Here is a 20,983-nt window from a genome sequence, read left to right as displayed (position 1 = left end):
TAGTTCCTAGTGAGCTGTGATGCGGCTTTTTTTAATTCTATGGTTTACTTGGACAATGGGAGGATTCGCCATAATGGATGCTGAACAAACGGTCGTTACGGTTGATATATATGGGGTTCAATATAAATTAAAAGGTCATTCCAACGTGGATTACATGAAGAGGGTTGCCAGCTCGATCGACGAGAGCATGAAGAAGCTGGCCAAGGGCTACCCTCGTCTGGATATGCCAAAGCTGGCGGTGCTGTCCGCCGTGCAAATTACGGAGGAAGTGTTCCGGTTGAGACGGGACAATTCGCGTCTTCAAGAGGAAGAAGCAAAGCTGCACATGACGCGGCAGCAGCTGGAGCAGGTTCAGCAGCAGGCAGTCAAGCTGCAGGGAGAGCTTGCCGAGGCTAAGCGGACCGCGGAAGAGCAGCTTCAGGCGGCGAAGGCTGCGGCGGATGCGGAGCTGGCTGAAATGCTGGCGCTTGCTGCGGAGCAGGCTGCGTCTCAGCAGGCCGCTGCGGCGGAAGCGATCAAGGCCCAGGAAGAGACGATTATAAGGCTGACGCAGGAAAATGTCGAACGGCTTGCGGCGCTGAGAAATAAAAAGGATGAACAGCTCGCGCAGCTGGCGAAGGAGAAGCAGGAGCAGCTGTCCGAGCTTGCCCGCGCGAAGGAAGCGGAGCTGGCGGCGCAGCTGCAAGCTTTTGAAACGGAGCGGGTTGAGCTTGAGCGCGGGAAAAGCGAGCAATTAGCATCGCTGAAGCTGGCACAGGAGGAAGCGCTGGCTGCTGCTGCGGCTGAGCGGGAAACCGCCCTCGCTGCCTCCGCTGCCGAGAAGGAAGCTTTAATGGCCGAGCTGGCCGCGGGCTGGCAGAGCAAGTGGGACGAACGGGAGCAGGCTTGGCTTGCTGGAGCAGAAGCTGAGAGACGGGAACAGGAACGGATAAGCGAGGAGCGGGAGCAATCTTGGAAGCTTGAGGCGGCGGAGAAGGAGCAAGCCTTTCGTTCGGATCTGGAACGCCGGAGAAACGGCTGGCTGGAGGAAAGAGCAAGACTGCAGGGGCAAATTGCAGAGCTTCAGCAAGGATGGGCCGCGGAGAAAGAAGCGCTTACGCAGCGAATCGCGGCTGCGGACGAGCAGCTGATGCGGGCGATGGAGCAGGAAGAAACCTTCCGCACCTCATACGCGCAGCTGGAGCAGGAAAGCCAAGATAGAGAACGGCAGCTTCAGCTTGCCAACAGCAAGCTGGAAGCGGTTCATATGGAGCTTGCTCAGCTGCGCGAGGAAAGCAGCGGCGCCTCAGAGCTGATGAATGAGCTTGAGCGGAAGCTTGCTCATGAACGCAGCCATGTGTCTGCGGCAGACCAGCGGGCAACGGAGCTGCTTAACCAGCTGAAAGAGGCGAAGGAAAAAGAACAGCGGCTGGAAGCCGGTTTGCTAAAGCTCGAAGAGCAGCAGAAGCTGCACGAAGAGCTTCTGCTTCAGCTGCAGCTGGAGCAGGAAGAGCTTGAGCTTGCTCGGAGGAATGAGAAGGAAGAGTTCCGTATTGCGCTGCAGGCGGAGCTTGAGAAACAGAGGGATGAACTGTCGGAGGCGCATCGTCTGGAGCTGCAAGCGCTTGAGCAGGAGAAAGCGGACCATGTACGCAGTATGCGATTGGATCAGGAAGAACAACTTAAGCTCATCGAAGCAGAGAATGACGAGCTGTTCAAGCAGCTGGCCGCAGAAAGCAAGGAACGGTATGAGCAATTGGAAGCCGAACGGATAGCAAGCGCCGAGCAGATGATTTCGGAGCGCCAGGCGTTGCTTAAGCAGCAGGCTGAGCGTTATGAAGAACGGGCATCGGAGTACGAAGATCGATTGAAGCAGCTTCAGGCCAGTCTCGATGAACAGCTCGACCAGCAGAAAGCAGCATTTGACGAGCGGTTCAATCAGCAGGCGGAAGACTACGAGGAGCGTCTGGCACAGCATAAGGCTAGTCTGGATGTCCAGTATAACCAACAAATAGCGGCTTATGAGGAGCAGTATAACGAACAAGCCGCGGAGTACGAAGAGAGGGTGAAACGGCTTAAGGCGAAACAGGACGAGCAGCTAAAGCAGCTTCAAGCCAATCAGGAAGAGCAGATCATGCAGCTGGAAGTTAATCATGAAGAGCTGCTTCTCCAGCAGCGGCATGACTATGAGGCTACGATCGATAAGCTGAAGACGCAGCTTGCGCAGATCGAGCATATAGCGGCGTCCGCCGCGCAAAGCGAGCAGACTTACAAGGCGGAGCTGGAGCTCCTCGCCGCCCGCGAGCGGGAGCTGTCGGAGCAGCTTGAATTGAACGCCGCCCGCGAGCAGGAGCTGACCGGGCTGCTGGAACTGACTGCAGCCCGCGAGCGTATTGCGACTCAGCAGCTGGAAGCGGCCGCGGCACGGGAACGGGAACTGAGCGAGCTGCTCCAGACGGAGAAACAGCTTACGGAGCAGACCGCGGCAGAAGCGAAGCAGCTGGAGCTGGAGAAGCTGGCGAGAGAAGGAGCGGAAGAAGCGCTCCGCAGCAAGCTTGAGCAGGCGATGCAGGAGGCAGCCGCCGCTTCCGAGCTGAAGGAGGAGCTGTCCGAGAATACCTCCAAGCTTGCGAGAGAGCGCGATGAAGCGGCACGCAAAGCTGAGGAATTGGCCCGCGAACGTAATGCGGCTGCCGGCGAAGCCGAGGCGTTGGCGTTCGAGCGGGATGAAGCGGCTCGCGCGGCCGAGAAATTGGCTGAGGATCATAAGCAGCTGCTCGAGCAGCACCATAAGCTGAAAAATGAATATTCGAAGCTGCAAACGGAATATAACGAATGGATTGAGCTGATCGAGCAGAGCTGATCGGCTGCTGTACAACACGCGGCAGCCGGTGACCGTAAGACGGCCCCGCAAGAAGGACACCTCTATGCGATGGTGTCCTTCTTGCGGGTTTTTTCCCTTTTTACGGATGCTTCGACAAACAACAAAAAAGACGGCTCCACAGCCATGCGGAAGTCGTCTTATGCGTGCTGTCAGCTCATTCCTATCCTAATGTCCGGCTCTAGTAAACGGAGAGACGGCTTACGGAAGAGTTCCATATGACCGAAATGACATTACCCGTACGATACAATCGTTCCGGTCGGTCCGCCGACCGGCAGGCTGGCTAACCGGATAAGATCGGGCGTTACGATTGTGGGATCTTTGCCGGTCGCATGCATCTCGGTACGCAGCGTGCCGGGATTATACAGGTTCGCCAGAATGCCGTGTTCATGTTCCTCATCCGCCAGCGTACGGGTCAATGATTCCAAGCCGGCTTTCGCTGCGCTGTAAGCGGCATAACCGCCTGCGCCGTTCCAGGAAAGCCCGGAAGTAATATTAATGATTCGTCCGTATTTCGCTTTGCGCATCGCCGGCAATACGGCCTTCGTCAGCAGAAACGGTCCGGTAAGATTAATTGCGATTTGATTTTGCCATTCGCTCGACGTCAGTTCAAGCACGGTTCCCGGCTCGAATACGGCCGCATTGTTCAGAATAATATCGACTCGGCCAAAGCGGTCAAGCACAGCTGTGACTGCTTCTTGAATCTGACGCTCATCGGATACGTCCGTTTGAATCACAAGAGCTTCCTTGCCCGTCCGCTCCTTGACGATCTGCGCCGTTTCCTCCAGCTTTGGTCTGCGTCTTCCGAGGAGAACGACGTCTGCGCCTTCAGTAGCGAAGGATATTGATGTTGCCCGGCCTAGCCCTGTGCCAGCTCCGCTGATCATGGCGACCCTGTTGTCTAGTACTCCCATCATTATTCCTCCATCCCGAATATGCTTGAGAATATCTTATCAGAGGAGGGGGCGGCAGGGGAAGCGGAATACCCATCAGACTTTTTTGCTATTTTTAAAAGGAAACGTTATATATGCCGCGCCGGCCTATCGACATAAAATAAGCCCGGGTCAAAAGCCCCGGACTTATTACGAATAAAGCTTATTCCACGACGAGAGTCGATTTCATCGTCCGGTGTCCTTGGCCGCAAGGAACGTTGCAAATGATTTCGTAGCTGCCCGGCTCGGAAATGTTAACGGCGACGGTTTTGCCGTTATTTACTTCATAATCGGTTTTTTGAATTTTTGCGCTGTGCATGCCTTCTATGGAATCGAGCTTAAGATTAACCGTTTCGCCGGCTTTGATCTTGTACTCCTTCTGATCAAATTCCCAGTTGGATGCCGTTATCACGATTTCAGAGGATGCCGCGCCGCTGTCGGCAATTGCGTTCTCAGCCTCTTGATTTGCTCCGGTGTTTGCGTTGCTTGCATTATTCGCGCCGCATGCCGCAAGAACGACGACCAGGCACATCGCGCCCGCAAATAGTAACCATTTTTTCATTTGAACAGCTGCCCCTTTCGATTATCCGCCAAAAAACGGACGAGATGTTTTATTCCTGTTTCGGTTCTATTGTAACCTATCTCACTTGGAAATGAGTGACAGCGCGATGACAAACTTATGAATAACCTGTGAATTTCAGGTGGGATCGAGCCTCGTCCGATCGCAGCAAACAGCCCTTGACGGCCTCAAAAGGGCTGTCAAGGGCTGCCGCTTCCCGTACGGCGAGTTCCATCAACTGCGGTCGCGCCGGCCGGCTTCGTACGGCGAGCTGACTGGAATGAACAGATCGATAATCCCGATTACAAGAGCTGCCAATATAGCTCCAAGTAATGTGACCTCGACGCCGCCGACAATAAATTGCGCGATCCAGATGACCGCTGCGCTGGCAAGAAAGCCTACAATCCCGCGGCCAAACGGCGTGACTCTTTTACCGAATATTCCTTCGATAATCCATCCGAGAACCGCAATGACCAATGCGAGAAATAAAGCGCTCCAAAATCCGCCGACGCTGAATTGCGGTACGATAAACCCGACAAGCATAAGCACTAAAGCAGCAACGATAAAGCGCACGATATGGCCTAAAAACGTCATTATTTAAACCCTCCTTAACCTGAACTTTCGTAATGTCATTGCAAAAGTGATTTTGTAAGGCGGTTCGATCATTAATATTGTGACCATTTGTGCATGATTTATGTATGATAACCCGGATCAACCGTGCAACGCGCCCGCGGTTCGGCTATAATAAGAAGGCGAGAGGAGTGTTAAATGTTGGATTCAAAAATTTTGACGACACTGGAATATCCGAAAATCATATATAGATTGTCTCAGCATGCCGCAACATCGCTCGGCAAAGCGGCAGCTGAAGCGCTGCAGCCGGTATCCGATCTGGAAGCCGTCAAGATGACGCTGCAAATTACGGATGAAGCATACGCCGCCGACCGGTTAAAAGGAAGCGCGCCCTTCGGCGGAGTTGCCGATATCAAAGCCGCTCTGCACCGGTCGCGTATCGGCGGTACGCTGAATCCGGCCGAGCTGCTTGAAATTGCTTCAACGGCGCGCGGCGGACGCCGCGTGAAGAAGCATATGAACGGCCTGCATGAAGACCATCATCCGATCCCGCTGCTTGCGGGCACCGCTGATCTGATCAGCGAACATAAGCAGCTTGAGGACGCCATCTTCGATTGCATCGACGACCAAGCTGAAGTGATGGACACCGCCAGCGCCGAGCTCGCTTCAATCAGGCGGGAGCTCCGTAGCGGCGAATCGCGGATTCGAGAGAAGCTTGAGCAGATGATCCGCTCCTCTTCCGTGCAAAAAATGCTTCAGGAAGCGATTATTACCCTTCGCAACGACCGCTACGTTATTCCGGTTAAGCAGGAATACCGGGCGCATTTTGGCGGAATTGTACATGATCAATCCGGTTCGGGCGCAACCTTGTTCATCGAGCCGGAGACGATCGTGGCGATGAACAATAAGCTGCGGGAGCTGAAGGCAGGCGAGCAGCGGGAAATCGAGAAAATACTGCAGAAGCTGACGGCCTTAACTTCCGATTATGTAGAGGACCTTCTCTACAATCTGGATCTGCTCGGCCAGATTGATTTCGCATACGCTAAAGCACGGCTGGCCCATGAAATGAAAGCGACGCTGCCTCGGATGAATGACAGAGGTTTCTTGAAGCTAAAGCGCGGCCGCCATCCGTTAATTGAGGCGGATAAGGTTGTGCCTATCGATGTCGAGCTGGGCAATAACTATACCGCAATTATCGTGACGGGACCGAATACCGGCGGCAAGACGGTATCGCTCAAGACGATCGGCTTGCTCAGCTTGATGGCCATGTCGGGTTTATTCGTTCCGGCCGAGGACGGCAGTCAGCTCTGCGTGTTCGATGCGATATATGCCGACATTGGCGACGAGCAAAGCATTGAGCAGAGCCTGAGCACCTTCTCCAGCCATTTGAAAAACATCATTCGGATATTAAGCTCGATGACGTCCAAAAGTCTGGTGCTGTTAGATGAGCTGGGTGCGGGAACCGACCCTGCGGAGGGCAGCGCCCTTGCGATAGCGATATTGGAGCATGTACACGCGATGGAAAGCCGAATCGTAGCGACAACGCATTACAGCGAGCTCAAGGCATACGCCTATAACCGGAAAGGCGTTATCAATGCGAGCATGGAATTCGACGTGGCTACGCTCAGTCCGACGTACCGGCTGCTCGTCGGCGTACCGGGCCGCAGCAACGCATTCGCCATCGCGGAACGGCTGGGGCTTCCGCGCACCATTATCGATCATGCGCGGGGCGAGGTCAGCGAAGAGGATCAACGGGTTGAGAATATGATTGCATCGTTGGAGGAGAACCGCTTAAGCGCCGAAACGGAACGTCAAACGGCGGAATCGTTCAGGCGCGAAATGGAGACGCTGAGGGCCCGTCATGAAGCGGAACGCGAGCGGTTCGAGGAACAGAAGGATAAACTTCTGCAGAAGGCGCAGGAAGAAGCGCGCGAAGCCGTCGCGAAGGCGAAGCGGGAAGCGGAGCAGATTATCGCCGACCTGCGCAAGCTGGCGCTTGAGGAAGGGGCTTCGGTGAAGGAGCACAAGCTTATCGAAGCTCGGCGCAGGCTTGACGAAGCCGCGCCGGAGCAGCAGCAGTCGAAGCGCGCCTCCGCAAAACCTTCCCATAAACCGGCAAAAATCGAGGCTGGTGATGAAGTGACGGTATACAGCCTGAATCAAAAGGGGACGGTCGTCGAAATTCACGGCACGGACGCGACGGTACAGCTTGGGATTATGAAGATGAAGGTGGCGCTGGACGATCTTGAGCTGTTGAAATCAACGGCATCCGTTAAGCCTCAGCAGCCGAAGCAGGCTGCCAGCTTGAAGCGCTCGCGCGATGACAGCGTCAAGATGGAGCTTGATTTGCGCGGCGAAAATTTGGAGGAAGCGATATTGGAGGTTGACCGGTTTCTGGATGAAGCGTTTCTGTCCGGACTCGGCCAGGTCTCGATTATTCACGGCAAAGGCACAGGCGTGCTGCGTACGGGGATTCAGCAGTATTTGCGGAAGCACAGCCATGTGAAGAGCTTCCGTATAGGCAATTACGGCGAGGGCGGCATTGGCGTTACAGTAGCGGAGCTGAAATAACGCCGGCTTCTCCTGCAAGGGAAACAGCCTGATGATGGAGGTGAACGGTATGGATAATGAAGTCGATAAGCTGCTTGACAACCCGTATGCCGCTTCTCTCGTTTATGTATCGGTTACGGTTTTGTCGCTCATTGTTTTTTTATCTGTCTTTGAGCTGGTAACCCGGTATAAATGCTGGAGCGAGATCAAAAAAGGAAATTTGTCCGTAGCTATGGCGACCGGCGGCAAAATATTCGGCATTTGTAATATTTTTCGCTTCTCCATCCAATCCAACGATTCCGTTTATGAGAGCTTAATTTGGGGAACGTTCGGTTATGTCATATTGTTGGCGGCCTATTTTTTATTTGAATTCCTCACACCTGTTTTTCGGATTGACGAAGAAATTTCCCGCGATAACCGCGCGGTTGGGCTGACGGCGATGGTTATTTCCGTTTCCCTTTCTTATGTTATTGGAGCTACTGTCATCATATAGCGGAGGAAGCCATTATGAAATATTTATGGAAGGTTTTAATGGTCGTGGCGATCTTGTTTTTTGCATTCGGATTCGTATACTTAATGAACAATTAGAAGGGAAGTCATGAGATGAAAGAGCAAGTGATTTGTCCGTGGTGCTTGACGGAAATCGTATGGGATGAGGAAATCGGGCCGGAGCAGCACTGTCCGCATTGCGAGAACGAGCTGAGCGCTTACCGTTCGCTGGAGCTAGGGGGCTCTGGGGAGGAGGAGCAGGAGGAGTATGTCGAGCGTTCCCAAACGGCGTCAGCACGGTCATCGGCCTGGAGCGAGGAAGACGGGGAGGATGACTCCGGAATGGATCATGACAGCTGGCTGAAGCAGGGACAAGGCTACCGCAGCGCGGATAAATCCTGGTTGGCCATTGAGCATTCGCTTCAGGGCATTACCGACGACCAGGACGAGGTTCCCGAATGTCCGGCCTGCAGGGAATATATGCTGGAGGCCGGAATGCAGCTAGTCGGCGAGCAGCATTTCGAGCCCAGAATAGCGCCGTCCATCAACGGGCCGGTGCTGACGGCGCCTTTTAAACTGATTACGTACATATGTCCGGCTTGCTTCCATACCTCCGCCTTGCTCAGCAAAGAGGATCGCGAGCGGATGATTAAACGATTGACGCCGAACGAATAACGCGTAACTGGTAATAATGGACGGGCATGCCTCGCAGCCGATAGGGGAAACTTACAAAACGTAATTCTAACAACGTAAACGGACATTCCATGACAGCTGTTTACGAGGTGCGGGAGGAATCGTTTTGGTAAAAGCAGCTCTAGGCGGACAATGCGTGCTGTTGCTTCTTGTCCAAGCGCTATACGGCATTGCGAACGCGTTATCAGGTACTTTCGTTCCGGTGTACTTATGGAAAGCAAGTCAGTCCTACATGCTGATCGGATGGTTCACGTTAGGCCAATACGCGACGAGCGGGCTTATATTTTGGATTGCGGGGAAATGGGTCAAGGAGCATAACAAAATGAACAGCCTGCGTATCGGCATCGTGTTATCCGGCTTGTTTTATTGCACTGTGCTCCTATTAGGCCAGCAGGCAAAAACGTACGGCGTACCGCTCGGCATTTTGAACGGCATGGCGCAAGGCTTTTTTTGGGTAGCCTTTAATGTCATCTACTTTGAAGTGACGGGGCCGGATAATAGGGACCGCTATAACGGCTGGGCCGGGTTTCTAGGCTCCGGAGCCGGCATCATTGCCCCGTGGGTATCCGGTTTGCTCATTACCACGCTGAAGGGCGAGAAGGGTTACCGGTTAATCTTCACCATATCGCTTATCATCTTCGCGGTCGGCGTCGTACTCAGCTTCTGGCTGAAGAAAAGGCACGGGCAAGGAATTTATAATTGGAAGCACGGCGTACAGCAGCTGATGCAGAAGGGCAATCCATGGCGCCGCATGTTTCCGGCTATTGCGGCACAGGGCGTGCGAGAAGGCGTGTTTATGTTTCTGGTCGGGCTTACGGTTTATACCGCGACCAAAGACGAGAGCAAGCTCGGCACCTTCTCGCTTATTACCTCGCTGGTGGCATTAATCAGCTTCTGGCTTGTCGGCAAGTATTTGAAGAAAAATAACCGTAAAATCGTGATGCTGATCGGGGTCATAATGATCGCCGTCGTGATCCTGCCGTTATTTTGGAACGTATCTTATGCGACGCTGCTGATGTTCGGAATCGGTACCTCCTTATTTATACCGCTTTACACGATTCCGATGACATCGCGGGTATTCGACCTTATCGGGCAGACGGAGGAAAGTGCGCGGGAGAGAGAGGAATTTATCGTGCTGCGTGAGGCAGGTCTTGTTATCGGCAGGATTATCGGCCTGACCTCGTACTTAATCGTACTTCCGCAGAACCAATCTGCGGTTGCCATTACATGGCTCTTATTTGCGGTCGGCATCGTTCCGATTGCGGGCTGGTGGTTTATAAAACCGTTCTTGGAACAGCAGCGACAGATATCATAACCTTCGGGAGGGAGGACATAAAAATGCCCAGAATCGTTACGGACGTTACGGAGCTGATCGGGGATACCCCGGTTGTCCGGTTGAATCGGCTGCAGGAGGAGAACAGCGCCGAGGTATGCGTGAAGCTGGAGCGGTTTAATCCAAGCGGCAGCGTGAAGGATCGAGCGGCGTTCTCTCTTATCCGGGATGCCGAGCAGCGCGGGCTAATCCGTCCCGGCGATACGATCATCGAACCGACGAGCGGAAATACGGGCATCGGACTGGCGATGAATGCGGCAGCCAAAGGCTATAAAATGATTTTGGTTATGCCGGATAACATGACCGCTGAACGGATCAAGCTGCTGAAGGCATACGGCGCCGATGTCGTGCTGACGCCCGCGGCGCAGCGGATGCCGGGCGCTATACGCAGAGCGCTTGAGCTGCAGGCGGAGCGGCCGGGAAGCTTTATCCCGAATCAATTCGAGAACGAGGCGAATCCGCAAATTCATAAAGTGACGACCGCGCAAGAAATCATCAGGCAAACCGAAGGCAAACTGGATGCCTTCGTTGCGACTGCGGGTACCGGAGGAACGATTACCGGTACGGGCGAGGCGCTTAAAGAAATCATGCCGCAGCTGCATGTCGCGGTCGTTGAGCCGAAGGGGTCGCCCGTCTTGTCCGGAGGACAGCCGGGCCCGCATAAGCTGGTCGGCACGAGCCCCGGCTTCGTACCCGCGATTCTGAATACGACGATTTATAATGAAATCATTCAAGTATCCGATGAGGATGCTATAGCAACGATGAAGAGCTTAGCGCGGCTTGAAGGCTTGCTGCTGGGCCCTTCGTCCGGCGCCTCGGTTTGGGCGGCGATGCGGGTGGCGAGAAGGCTCGGCACCGGCAAGCGCGTGCTTTGCATAGCACCGGATACGGGCGAGAGATATATGAGCATGAATATTTTTTAAAAGGAGCGGCAGCCGCTGCTCTATTCCCATTTCCGCAACGCTTGCTGCAGGATTTGACGTCTCTCCTCAATATAATGGCGGATAAAAGCCGGCTCCGATAGGAACGTATCGTAGCTGGCTTTTCGCGTGTAGTCGCTTCGAATGGCCGGCGACAGCCGCCGGTGCATCCGGTTGATCACCGGTTGGAGCTTCTCGGCCGTGAACGCCGTCCGAAGCAGCCGCTTGACGATGCTCCGGTACTTCCTCCGGCAAAAAGGATAGGTAAAAAGCTTAGCCGTAAGATTATTGTATCCCTGCAAGCGAACGAGATTGCTTCCGCATGGCTTTCCATAGCAGTTTCTTCCCCATGTGCCTTCATAATCCCATGGTATGATACGGTATTTCCCGGTGATCCGATGCTCGTAAAGCGCGTAATTTTGATCGAAGCCGTCATAATTTCCGGTCAGCACCGCACCGGCCAGCCATAGTAGATATTGCGTGACGTCCAATCTTCGCGCGATATGAGAGCCAAGTCTCCTTCCAGACAGCCGATTGAGATTTTGAATGAACGAAACAAGTCTGGTCTTCGTGCCTTTCTTCCCCTGCATCATCTCATAGCCGTCAAACAACGAAGGCTTGGCGCCTTTCGAGACGGGGTCGGTCAGGCTGAAGTCCGCGCTGTCGTTCACCGCATAGATGAGAGAACGGTAACCGATGCGCCTTTTCTGGAAAAAAAGCTTGTCAACCGCTTCGATCTCTAAGTATACGCCCTGCGGCTCACCATTTATAACGAGCCAAAAATGGGTAGTCTCCGGTGAAGGAACTCCGATTTTATTGAAAAAATGGAAAGAGAGGGCGTTCCGCATCATGGATGGATCGTCGTATTCGGCATTCCAATGCAGCGTTCTGCCGTCTTGCAACCTGACCTCGTAGGATTTCTTCGAATAATTGCGCGTATGACCGCCTCTAAGCCCAAAGTCTGCCTTATAAATTTGACCGTCGAGCTCCAGCTCCGCGGGCTTGAAAGCCCGACCCCAGGCATTCCTTTGAATTTCTTGAAGATCTGATGCCGGAATGGCAATCGTCCGGACGGGTATTGTTTCTGAAGCCATCTCACCATCTCCCAAGGCAAAAGATAAAGCCTACCGTTAGACGATAGGCTTTTGATCTTATTTACCTTATTCAGCTTGCGCCCAGATGGTCACTGTTTAGAGCGTAAATTGCCATACGCTGCCGGAAATAAACGGATCGGTCTCTTCCTGCTGAACCGGTACATTACCGCTTGTACGGTTACCGCCAGTCATATCGCCGCCAGTCTTGTTACCGCCTGTGCGGTTGCCGCCGGTACGGTTCCCTCCAGTCAGGTTGCCACCAGTCTTATTGCCATATGTCTTGCTACCGCCAGTCAGGTTGCCGCCGGTACGGTTGCCGTCAGTCAGGTTATCGCCGCCAGGCCGGCTGTCCATTAGGATGCCGCCGTTCCGGCTAGCTGTCCAGTTTTTCCCCTTGCCGTACTTCCTCGTAATACCTTTTTCCTTCTCATTCTTGTTTTTGGCCAAATTTATGCCCCTCCTAGTATGAAGATATTACAAGTTATGAGCGAACTCTATTATTTGTGAAGGGTTGATTGCTTAATCTTCAATAAATAGATATTAATCTAGTACCCCTAGTATTGGGGATACATACAAATATATTACATATCGTCTCCCATGACAGTTGAACCTAATGAAGTATAGGGGGGATGCCCGCCATAAAGCATTCTTTATGCTGCTGATAGAGTCATGACGTTGAATTAACATAAAGGATGCGCAAGGCAACCGCTGCGGCGGAAAGAATCGCGCTAATACAGCTGCTGCCAAACCCGCGGTAATGGCTCGCCGCGTGAGCAAATAACGCTGCAGGATTGCCGGGCAAAGGTCTTGACCGTTGTCCAGTTCTACTATCTACCACGGATGAGAGGAGGCGAAAATATGAAACAACGTCATCCGCTGCTGGATCAACAGGTTGAATTGGAGATTTCGGGAAAAGCGTCGCTCATACGAGGCAAGCTGATCGAGTTTGGCCAAGATATTCTAGTGCTGCATAACGGGACCCGGTTCTTATATGTACCTCTTATTCATCTGCAGCAGCTGCGCTTATCGTTGAAGGAGCAGGAAAAATACGATGTCCCCGAAATGCCGTTTGAACCGTATATCGATCCGATCTCCTACCGCAAAATATTAATGAACGCAAAAGGAATGTTCTCCGAGATTTACATTACGGGAAATCAGTCCATTCACGGTTATCTGACAGCCGTTATGAACGATTTTTTTGTCTTTTATTCTCCCGTCTATCATACGATGATCATCTCGCTCCAGCATTTAAAATATCTTATTCCTTATAACCCGAATGTCACTCCGTACACGTTAACTCCGGAGCAATTTCCTCTAAAGCCTACGTCATTGACGCTTGCGAGAACGTTCGATCAGCAGCTGCGTAAATTAATCGGTGAATTCGTCGTTCTGGATTTAGGCGAAAACCCGAACAAAACCGGCGTTTTGAAAAACGTCGACCAAAGCATGATCGAGATTGCGACAGCGAGCGGCAACGCTGTATTTTTACACTTTGACCATGTGAAGACGGTGCATGTTCCGTAATTCTAAAGACTGCGCTCTCAGCTGATCCTGCAGCTTGGAGTCAGTCTTTTTTTTATTTGAGATATCGAATAGCAAAATTAAGGTATGCCAATGCATCTTGAAGCTTACTTCGGGAAACATTACGTGATAAGGAAGTGATTGACAAATGCGTATAAAATCATTTGGTATATTTCCGGCTATCGCTATTGTGATCCTATCAGTCGGGCTTGTGAACCATGTCCTTTCCATTCCGCTGCTGCTGAATATAGCGTATCGGGATGCCTGGATAAGCGTCTTGGTTGCCATTCTCATTATGCTGCCATGGCTGGCGTTTCCTCTTTACGGTGTCATTCGAAAACTGGAACGGAAGCCCATCGACCAATGGCTGAAGCAGCGGCTGCATCCCGTGATTGCCTGGACCGTTATCGGCTGTTTCCTGCTTCTCTTGCTATCGATCGCATTAGAAACGCTAATCGTAACCGCATCATGGACGGCCACAACCTATTTGCCGAATACGCCGCCATTTGTAATTGCGATTGTTTTTCTGGGACTTTGTCTATACGCGTCCGTTTCGGGGATGCGCACCATCGCCTATATGAGCTGCCTGCTTCTTCCGCTCGTTGTTTTCCTTGGCGATTTCGTGATGACGACGAATATGCCGCATAAGGATTATCTTTACTTGCTCCCGATGCTCGAGAACGGCATGCCGCAGGTCATCAAAGCTTCCATCATTTCCATGACCGCATTCAGCGAAATGTTTACCCTGCTGTTTATACAGCATCATTTGAAGGGGGATTTCAAACGCTGGCATCTTATCCTTGTGGCGCTGTTCCTTACGCTCATTACGATTGGACCGCTCATCGGCGCGATATCGGAGTTTGGGCCGATTGAAGCGGAGAAGATGCAGTATCCTGCATTTGCGCAGTGGAGGCTGGTATCGATCGGAAGGTATTTTGAGCACGTGGATTTCCTTGCCATCTTTCAATGGCTGTCGGGATCTCTTATTCGCCTTTCGCTTGCGCTGCATATTATTACGGAATTTAGTCCGTTCGGGCGGCTGAGAAGAAGGTGGATATTTCCATCCCTTTTGGCTGCCGCGATGGCTGCCCCCGCTTATTACGGCATACATAATATGCTCATTTACTATGAGGTTTTGAGATGGAAATATCAATATATCGGTTATTTTTCAATAGGGCTGGTCATTCTCGTGTGGGGAATAAGCTTTCAGAAGAGAAATGGCAATGATCCGCTGCTTAAGAACAGCTCTGAGGAGGATGTGATGAAATGACTCGCGGCAACCGGAATGAATTGGAGCATGAACTTATCCGCGACCATGAGCAGGACGATGAAATAACGATTGATCAGTTTAAGGAAAGCTTGAGCGAGTGCAGAGACGTGATTGTATATACCTTGCATGCCGGCAAAAGCAAACAGCTGGAGGTTCATCTCTTCCATTGCGACGGAATGATCGACTACCAGCAGTTTCACCTCGGCCTGCTGCCTCAGTTAGAGCGTTGGGAAGAGGAAGCCGGCGATTTGCCGGAAGGACGGGAAATCAAGCTGGACGGCATGATCCGCATTAAGAATGGCCCGGATAACCGTCATCTTTACGCTCGATTGTTTGCCGGCAGCGTGGTGCTGGCATTTTCCGGCCGGTCCGGGTTCTACGAATACAATATTTCGAATCAGCCTGCCAGAACGCCGGAGGAATCAACGATGGAGGTGTCGCTCAAAGGTCCGCGCGACGGCTTTGTTGAGCAGCTTTCCGTTAATATGGCTTTGGTGCGCAAACGGCTTCGTACCCCTCATCTGCACGTGGAATACCGCAAGATCGGAACCGAAACGCAAACGGAAATCGCGCTTCTCTACATGGCGGGTCAAGCCAAGCCGGAGCTTGTCGAAGAAGCGAGAAAAAGGCTGGAAGATATTCAAATTCCCTCGCTGAACGGTGCAGGGGAACTGGAGGAGCTGCTGTCCGACCAGCCCTATTCGCTGTTTCCATTGCTAGAGTACATCGGCCGCCCGGATTATGTCGTTCAATCGCTTATGAGAGGGAGAATTGCCGTGCTGGTGGACGGATCGCCCGCGGCGCTGATCGCCCCGGGTAATTTAATGCTTCTTATTAAATCACCTGAGGATTCGCATTTGCCCTATTATTTTGTATCGCTGGAGAGGCTTCTCCGCTTTGTTGGATTAGTTCTCTCCTTATGTCTGCCAGGCTTTTGGATTGCTTTGTCTGCCTTTAATACGGATCAGATTCCGTTCACGCTGCTCGCAACGGTTACGATATCGCGAATCGGGCTGCCGATGTCGGCGACAATCGAGTTGTTTATGATGCTGACGCTGTTCGAGGTGTTCCGCGAAGCGGGAGTGAGGCTGCCAAGGCCGGTTGGACAAACGGTCTCGGTTGTCGGCGGACTAATCGTCGGAGATGCGGCGATTCGCGCCGGCCTAACCTCGCCTACGATGCTTGTCGTTTCTGCCGTCACGGCCGTATCCACCTTCACGCTGGTCAACCAATCGCTAATCGGCTCCGTGACCATCCTCCGGTACGGCATTTTGCTCGCTTCCTCGGTGCTGGGCGTATTCGGTTTTTTTGCGGGCACCTTTGCCGTTCTTATCTATATGGCCAGCCTGGAATCATTCGGGACTTCCTATCTGGAGCCGATTGCGCCCGTTCGCTTCAAGCAGCTAGTATCGGCCATTCTGCAGAAACCGTGGGTGCTTCGCAAGAGGGGGCGGACATGATTCGGGTACTGAAGAAGCGATTGCGATTTCGCCTTCTTCGCCAAGGAGGCTTCCTGCTTGCAATCCTTTCTGCTTCCTGCTTGCTGCAGGGCTGCTGGGACGAGGTCGACCTGCAGGATGTCAGCTACGTATCCGCGATCGGCGTCGACTACCGGGAGGGCAGCTTCATTATCTATGCGCAAATGATTAAATTTAGCAAGGTAGCCAAAACCGATTCGCCTCAGCCAGACCCGAGCCCGGTATGGATCGGCACAGGGAAAGGAGATACGGTGATGCTCGCCATGCAAAATTTAACCCGCGGGGGTCAAGCCCAAATGAATATCGAGCATTTAAAAACGCTCGTGATCCAGGAAAGGGCAACCAGCAAAATGAATGAAATCCTGGACGGTATGAACCGGCAGCGCACATCGCGGTACACCGTGTGGGTATTCGGTACGAAGGGCCCGATCGAGGAGGTGTTTACAACAGATTCTTTCTTTGACCAATCGCCGCTTAACAGCATTGCCTACACGCCGCTTCCTCATGAAGAGCAGTACAGCTTTATTCGACCGCGTGAAATGCAGCTGGCTGTCCAATCCTTGAAGGAACCGGCCATGACGACGACATTGCCCGTATTGGAAGTAAGCGAGGCAATTTGGAAGCACGGGAGCAAGCCTCTCAAAACGCAAACGATATCCGGTATCTTCGTATTCAAGGAACTGGAATACAAGAAATATATGCCGGAGGGCCTTGTTAAAGGGCTGCGCTGGGTTGATCCTCATTTTGATAATTTCATGCTGAGAGCGGAAAGCGTAAACGGCAAAGCGACAGTTGCGATACGAAGCGCTTCCAAGAAGCTGAAAGCAACCTTTAAAGAGGGTCAGCCTCAGTTTGCAATGACAGTGAGGCTGGAGGGGGATGTGACGGAACTTGCGGGAAACATGAAGATGGGGGAGATCGAAGGGATTATCGCGGCGCAGGTAAAGCAGGAAATCGAGAGTACCTACAAGAAAGGACTGGAGAATGAGCTGGATTTGTACGAGCTCGGCCACCATCTGTACCGTTACCATCTGGCGAAGTGGAGGCTGCTGGATGCAAAGGGCAATTGGCTTCCCCGCGAGGATCAATTGAAGGTTAAGGTGACGTATAATCTTCGGCATTCAGGTAAATTTGAATTAAGCGGCGAAAATAAGTAATAATCAGAAGCGAAAGGAATAACCCCTCATACCCGGCACGGACCCTTCGTTTTTTTCTTTGCAGGTTCATCGAAAAAGTTGTAAAATATGCTTTATAATCGCGAGGCGTACTGGAAGGAGTTATACAATGAACGAATTACAGTTGAAGGTGCTGGAACTGCTGAAGGAAGACGCGCGAAGGGATGCCGAGCTGATTGCAACGATGCTTGACGTGCCGGCTGAAGACGTGAAACAGGCGATCACGGATCTTGAGAAGGACCATATCATTGTGAAATACGCCACGGTCGTGAACTGGAGCAAGGTCGACGACGAGAAGGTGACGGCGCTTATCGAGGTACAAATCACACCTGAGCGCGGGCGCGGATTCGAAGGAATCGCGGAGCGCATTTATTTATATCCGGAAGTGAAATCGGTTTACTTGATGTCCGGCGCATACGATCTGCTGGTCGAGGTGGAAGGCAAGAATTTGAAGGAGGTCGCTTCCTTCGTATCGAATAAGCTGTCCCCGATCGACGCGGTCTTATCGACAAAAACTTTTTTTATCCTGAAAAAATACAAACAAGACGGCATTATCTTCGAGGAGCATGAAGGTGACCATCGCTTGATGGTTTCGCCGTAAAAAAAGGTGATGGCAAATGATTAAAGACGAACAGAAGGAATCCTTCGCATCCGGGCAGCGTCAGTCGATGGCCGATTATTTGTCCCCGCTTGTCCGGGGCATTAAACCGTCGGGAATCCGTCGGTTTTTTGATTTGGTCAGCTCGCGCAAGGACGTCATCACACTAGGTGTCGGCGAGCCTGATTTTGTGACGCCGTGGCATGTGCGGGAAGCGGCCGTCTACTCGCTTGAAACGGGAAAGACGCAGTACACCTCCAATGCCGGAATGCCGGAGCTGCGCGGGGCGATCGGCCAATATTTGAACGATCAATTCGCGGTCGAATATAATCCGGCCGATGAAATTGTCGTTACGGTAGGCGGCAGCGAAGCGATCGACCTCGCGCTGCGCGCGTTAATCGCGCCGGGCGACGAGATCATGATTCCGGAGCCCTGCTATATTTCCTATTCGCCGATCACCGCCCTCAGCGGCGGCAAGCCTGTAGGCATCGAGACTTATGCGAGGGACGGCTTCAAGCTGAAGGCTGATTCGCTTCAAGCAGCCATTACGCCTCGTTCCAAAGTACTTATCTTGTGTTATCCGAGTAATCCGACGGGCGGCATCATGACTTACGAGGACTGGCTGCCGATTGCCAAGGTCGTCGAGGAGAACGATCTGATCGTCATATCCGATGAAATTTATGCCGAGCTCACGTACGGCACGAGGCATGTCAGCTTCGCGGCTATGCCTGGAATGAAGGATCGCACGATCCTCGTCAGCGGCTTCTCCAAAGCGTTCGCTATGACCGGCTGGCGAATGGGCTACGCTTGCGGACATTCCGATCTTATCGCGGCGATGCTCAAGATTCATCAGTACACCGTCATGTGCGCCCCTATTATGGCACAGTATGCCGCGCTTGAAGCGCTCCAGCACGGATTGGAAGAGAAGGACCGGATGGTGGAGGCATATAACCAGCGGCGCCGCCTCGTCGTCAAAGGGCTCTGCGATATCGGGCTGACCTGCCACGAACCGCAAGGAGCATTCTATGCCTTTCCGTCCGTCGTATCAACGGGCCTGTCAAGCGAGCGTTTCGCGCAGCGGCTGCTCGACGAAGCGAACGTTGCGGCCGTGCCGGGCGATGTGTTCGGTCTCGGGGGAGAAGGACATCTGCGCTGCTCCTATGCGACCTCCGTCACGAATTTGACCGAGGCGCTCGATCGGATCGGACAATTCGTATATAAGCTGAAGCAGGAAGGTTAGAAGCAGTTGCGAGCGGCAGGTCAGGAGCATATCCGGCCTGCTTTTTGCTTGAAGGCGGAAGGATGCTTTACCTTAGAAAGGGGAAATCGGACGATGAAATTGTATACAAGAACGGGTGACAGCGGACAAACCTCGCTGATCGGCGGGCGGGTCCGCAAGGATGATATCCGCGTCGAGGCATACGGCACGATCGATGAGCTGAACAGCTTTGTCGGGCAGGCGGCCGCAGAAGCGGCGAAACATGAACCGCTGGCGGAAATGGCAGGCTGGCTGGTCGATATTCAGCAGGAGCTGTTTGATTGCGGTTCGGATCTGGCTTATGCGAAGGAAGGCGCTCCTCTTAAAATGACGGCGGAGCCGGCGAAACGCTTGGAAGGCTGGATTGACCTCTATATCACGCAGGCGCCTGAGATTACGCGATTTATTTTGCCGGGAGGAAGCTCCGTATCGTCTCTGCTGCATGTATGCAGAACGGTATGCCGCAGGGCGGAGAGAAGGGTCGTCACGCTTGCGGCCGGGCATGCGGTTAACCCGGAGGTTCAAATTTATTTGAACCGTTTATCGGATTTCTTCTTCGCGGCGGCAAGAGTCGCCAATGCGAAGCTTGGCGTGCCCGATACGGAATATGTGCGGAGTGCGGAAGTGTTCCGAAAACGGAAAAAAGAGCCGAAGAAGGATGGATAACCAATATTATAAACCGTTAGTCGCGGTCGTTACCGAGGCGGAGCAGGGGAAGACGGTCCGGTCCGTGCTGGAGCGGCAGCTGGGCGTCTCCCGCAAGCTGCTGTCGCAGGTGAAGCTGACGGAGCACGGGCTGACGGTTAATGAAAAGCGGGTTTACACGACGTCTCCCGTCCGGACGGGAGACGTGATCCGCGTCCGGATGGAGCGGGAGGTGTCAGACGATATCCTGCCGCAGCCCCTTCCGGTTCAAATCGTATTCGAGGATGAGGATCTGCTGATCGTGAATAAACCGGCGGGGATGATCGTTCATCCGACGCATGGCCATTATACAGGGACGATGGCCAACGGCATCGTCTACCATTGGCAGCAGAAAGGGGAAAGGGTTCGCTTCCGTCCCGTGCACCGCCTGGACGAAGAAACGTCGGGTCTTGTTGCGGTAGCGAAGACGTCATACGTACACCAGCAGTTGTCCGAACAGATGCAGGCTGGCGGCGTGTTGAAGCTATATCGCGCTTATGTGTACGGCAGCCCTGAGCCGGCGAAAGGAACCGTTGATGCGCCGATCGACCGCAATCCGGATGAACCGCATGTGCGGATCGTCACGCCCGAAGGCTATCCGTCGGTCACGCATTACGAGACGGTGAAGTGCTTTCGAACCGCGGATGGAAGCGCGCCGGCAGCTGCCGCCGTCCGTTTGAAGCTGGAGACGGGAAGAACGCATCAAATTCGGGTCCACATGCAGCATATCGGCTGCCCGCTTATCGGGGATAAGATGTATGGACCGAAGGAGGGCGCAATCTCCGCATGGGAGGAAGCGGCAGGCCGACAGGCGCTTCACGCCGAGACGCTCGGATTCACGCATCCGATCACGCGGGAGCGGATGGAGTGGCAGGCTTCGCTGCCGCTTGAGCTTGCAAGGCTGGAGCAGCTGCTCTCTACGCAACGCATGCCGACGCTAGACCGTTCTTGAAAATAGATAGCAGGAGAGCCGTTTGCCGATTGAACGAGGCTCCTGTA

19 protein-coding genes are annotated in these 20,983 nt (G+C 53.1%); 14 read left to right on the top strand and 5 right to left on the bottom strand.

Translation table 11 applies throughout. The features are described 5' to 3' along the window. The first annotated feature begins 73 nt into the window (after positions 1–73). On the top strand, positions 74–2,842 hold the full coding sequence (gene zapA, locus H581_RS0122445) for a cell division protein ZapA (RefSeq protein ID WP_028611968.1): 2,769 nt from the start codon (positions 74–76) through the stop codon (positions 2,840–2,842). Positions 2,843–3,093: 251 nt separating this feature from the next. Here zapA and H581_RS0122440 read toward each other — a convergent pair whose 3' ends face one another. From H581_RS0122440 to H581_RS0122430, 3 genes are all read right to left on the bottom strand, one after another. Beyond that, positions 3,094–3,777 carry an SDR family NAD(P)-dependent oxidoreductase gene (locus tag H581_RS0122440; RefSeq protein WP_245600113.1) on the bottom strand — a complete coding sequence of 228 codons (684 nt, stop codon included), beginning with the start codon at positions 3,775–3,777 and terminating at the stop codon, positions 3,094–3,096. Positions 3,778–3,955: 178 nt separating this feature from the next. Next, positions 3,956–4,354, bottom strand: coding sequence for a cupredoxin domain-containing protein (locus H581_RS0122435; RefSeq protein WP_028611966.1), 399 nt, complete (start codon positions 4,352–4,354; stop codon positions 3,956–3,958). Between the two features lie 231 nt (positions 4,355–4,585). Next, positions 4,586–4,945 (bottom strand): phage holin family protein, encoded by a 360-nt coding sequence (locus H581_RS0122430; protein ID WP_028611965.1) that lies wholly within the window; start codon positions 4,943–4,945, stop codon positions 4,586–4,588. A 177-nt stretch (positions 4,946–5,122) separates the two neighbouring features. On the opposite strand from H581_RS0122430, the gene H581_RS0122425 reads away from it, so the two are divergent. The 5 genes from H581_RS0122425 to cysK all read left to right on the top strand — a co-directional run bounded on the left by H581_RS0122425 (position 5,123) and on the right by cysK (position 10,909). Then, on the top strand, positions 5,123–7,492 hold the full coding sequence (locus H581_RS0122425; RefSeq protein ID WP_028611964.1) for an endonuclease MutS2: 2,370 nt from the start codon (positions 5,123–5,125) through the stop codon (positions 7,490–7,492). A 49-nt stretch (positions 7,493–7,541) separates the two neighbouring features. Next, positions 7,542–7,964, top strand: a complete 423-nt coding sequence (locus H581_RS0122420; protein ID WP_028611963.1) for a DUF350 domain-containing protein — start codon at positions 7,542–7,544, stop codon at positions 7,962–7,964. Between the two features lie 110 nt (positions 7,965–8,074). Continuing rightward, entirely contained in the window at positions 8,075–8,635 is a 561-nt protein-coding gene (locus tag H581_RS0122410) for a hypothetical protein (protein WP_028611962.1), read from the top strand. A gap of 124 nt (positions 8,636–8,759) precedes the next feature. After that, positions 8,760–9,968, top strand: a complete 1,209-nt coding sequence (locus H581_RS35045) for an MFS transporter (RefSeq protein WP_051251223.1) — start codon at positions 8,760–8,762, stop codon at positions 9,966–9,968. A 23-nt stretch (positions 9,969–9,991) separates the two neighbouring features. Beyond that, positions 9,992–10,909: a cysteine synthase A gene (cysK, locus tag H581_RS0122400; RefSeq protein ID WP_028611961.1), complete on the top strand. Its 918-nt coding sequence runs from the start codon at positions 9,992–9,994 to the stop codon at positions 10,907–10,909. Between the two features lie 20 nt (positions 10,910–10,929). Here the strand turns inward: cysK and H581_RS0122395 are convergent, their stop codons facing one another. Then, complete coding sequence (locus tag H581_RS0122395) at positions 10,930–12,000, bottom strand: CotH kinase family protein (RefSeq protein WP_028611960.1); 1,071 nt, start codon at positions 11,998–12,000, stop codon at positions 10,930–10,932. A 96-nt stretch (positions 12,001–12,096) separates the two neighbouring features. Next, positions 12,097–12,447, bottom strand: a complete 351-nt coding sequence (locus tag H581_RS35040) for a hypothetical protein (protein WP_036719594.1) — start codon at positions 12,445–12,447, stop codon at positions 12,097–12,099. Between the two features lie 411 nt (positions 12,448–12,858). On the opposite strand from H581_RS35040, the gene H581_RS0122385 reads away from it, so the two are divergent. From H581_RS0122385 to H581_RS0122350, 8 genes are all read left to right on the top strand, one after another. Then, positions 12,859–13,524: a hypothetical protein gene (locus H581_RS0122385; RefSeq protein ID WP_028611959.1), complete on the top strand. Its 666-nt coding sequence runs from the start codon at positions 12,859–12,861 to the stop codon at positions 13,522–13,524. A gap of 145 nt (positions 13,525–13,669) precedes the next feature. After that, complete coding sequence (locus H581_RS35035; RefSeq protein ID WP_051251221.1) at positions 13,670–14,791, top strand: GerAB/ArcD/ProY family transporter; 1,122 nt, start codon at positions 13,670–13,672, stop codon at positions 14,789–14,791. Beyond that, the gene (locus tag H581_RS0122375; protein WP_084134723.1) at positions 14,788–16,251 is read left to right on the top strand and encodes a spore germination protein; all 1,464 of its coding nucleotides are present in this window, start codon (positions 14,788–14,790) and stop codon (positions 16,249–16,251) included. Before H581_RS35035 ends, H581_RS0122375 begins: the two co-directional genes overlap by 4 nt. Beyond that, positions 16,248–17,426 carry a Ger(x)C family spore germination protein gene (locus H581_RS0122370; RefSeq protein WP_028611957.1) on the top strand — a complete coding sequence of 393 codons (1,179 nt, stop codon included), beginning with the start codon at positions 16,248–16,250 and terminating at the stop codon, positions 17,424–17,426. Before H581_RS0122375 ends, H581_RS0122370 begins: the two co-directional genes overlap by 4 nt. Positions 17,427–17,553: 127 nt before the next feature. Next, positions 17,554–18,045, top strand: coding sequence for an Lrp/AsnC family transcriptional regulator (locus H581_RS0122365; protein WP_028611956.1), 492 nt, complete (start codon positions 17,554–17,556; stop codon positions 18,043–18,045). Between the two features lie 16 nt (positions 18,046–18,061). After that, positions 18,062–19,282, top strand: coding sequence for an aminotransferase class I/II-fold pyridoxal phosphate-dependent enzyme (locus tag H581_RS0122360; RefSeq protein ID WP_028611955.1), 1,221 nt, complete (start codon positions 18,062–18,064; stop codon positions 19,280–19,282). Between the two features lie 93 nt (positions 19,283–19,375). After that, complete coding sequence (locus H581_RS0122355; RefSeq protein ID WP_028611954.1) at positions 19,376–19,966, top strand: cob(I)yrinic acid a,c-diamide adenosyltransferase; 591 nt, start codon at positions 19,376–19,378, stop codon at positions 19,964–19,966. After that, positions 19,959–20,936: an RluA family pseudouridine synthase gene (locus H581_RS0122350; protein ID WP_028611953.1), complete on the top strand. Its 978-nt coding sequence runs from the start codon at positions 19,959–19,961 to the stop codon at positions 20,934–20,936. Before H581_RS0122355 ends, H581_RS0122350 begins: the two co-directional genes overlap by 8 nt. Positions 20,937–20,983 lie beyond the last annotated feature (47 nt).

It is taken from the genome of Paenibacillus harenae DSM 16969 (assembly GCF_000422465.1).
GTDB classification, from domain to species: domain Bacteria; phylum Bacillota; class Bacilli; order Paenibacillales; family Paenibacillaceae; genus Pristimantibacillus; species Pristimantibacillus harenae.
The sequence above is the reverse complement of the archived record's forward strand: the minus strand, read 5'-3'. Positions and strand labels throughout refer to the sequence as shown.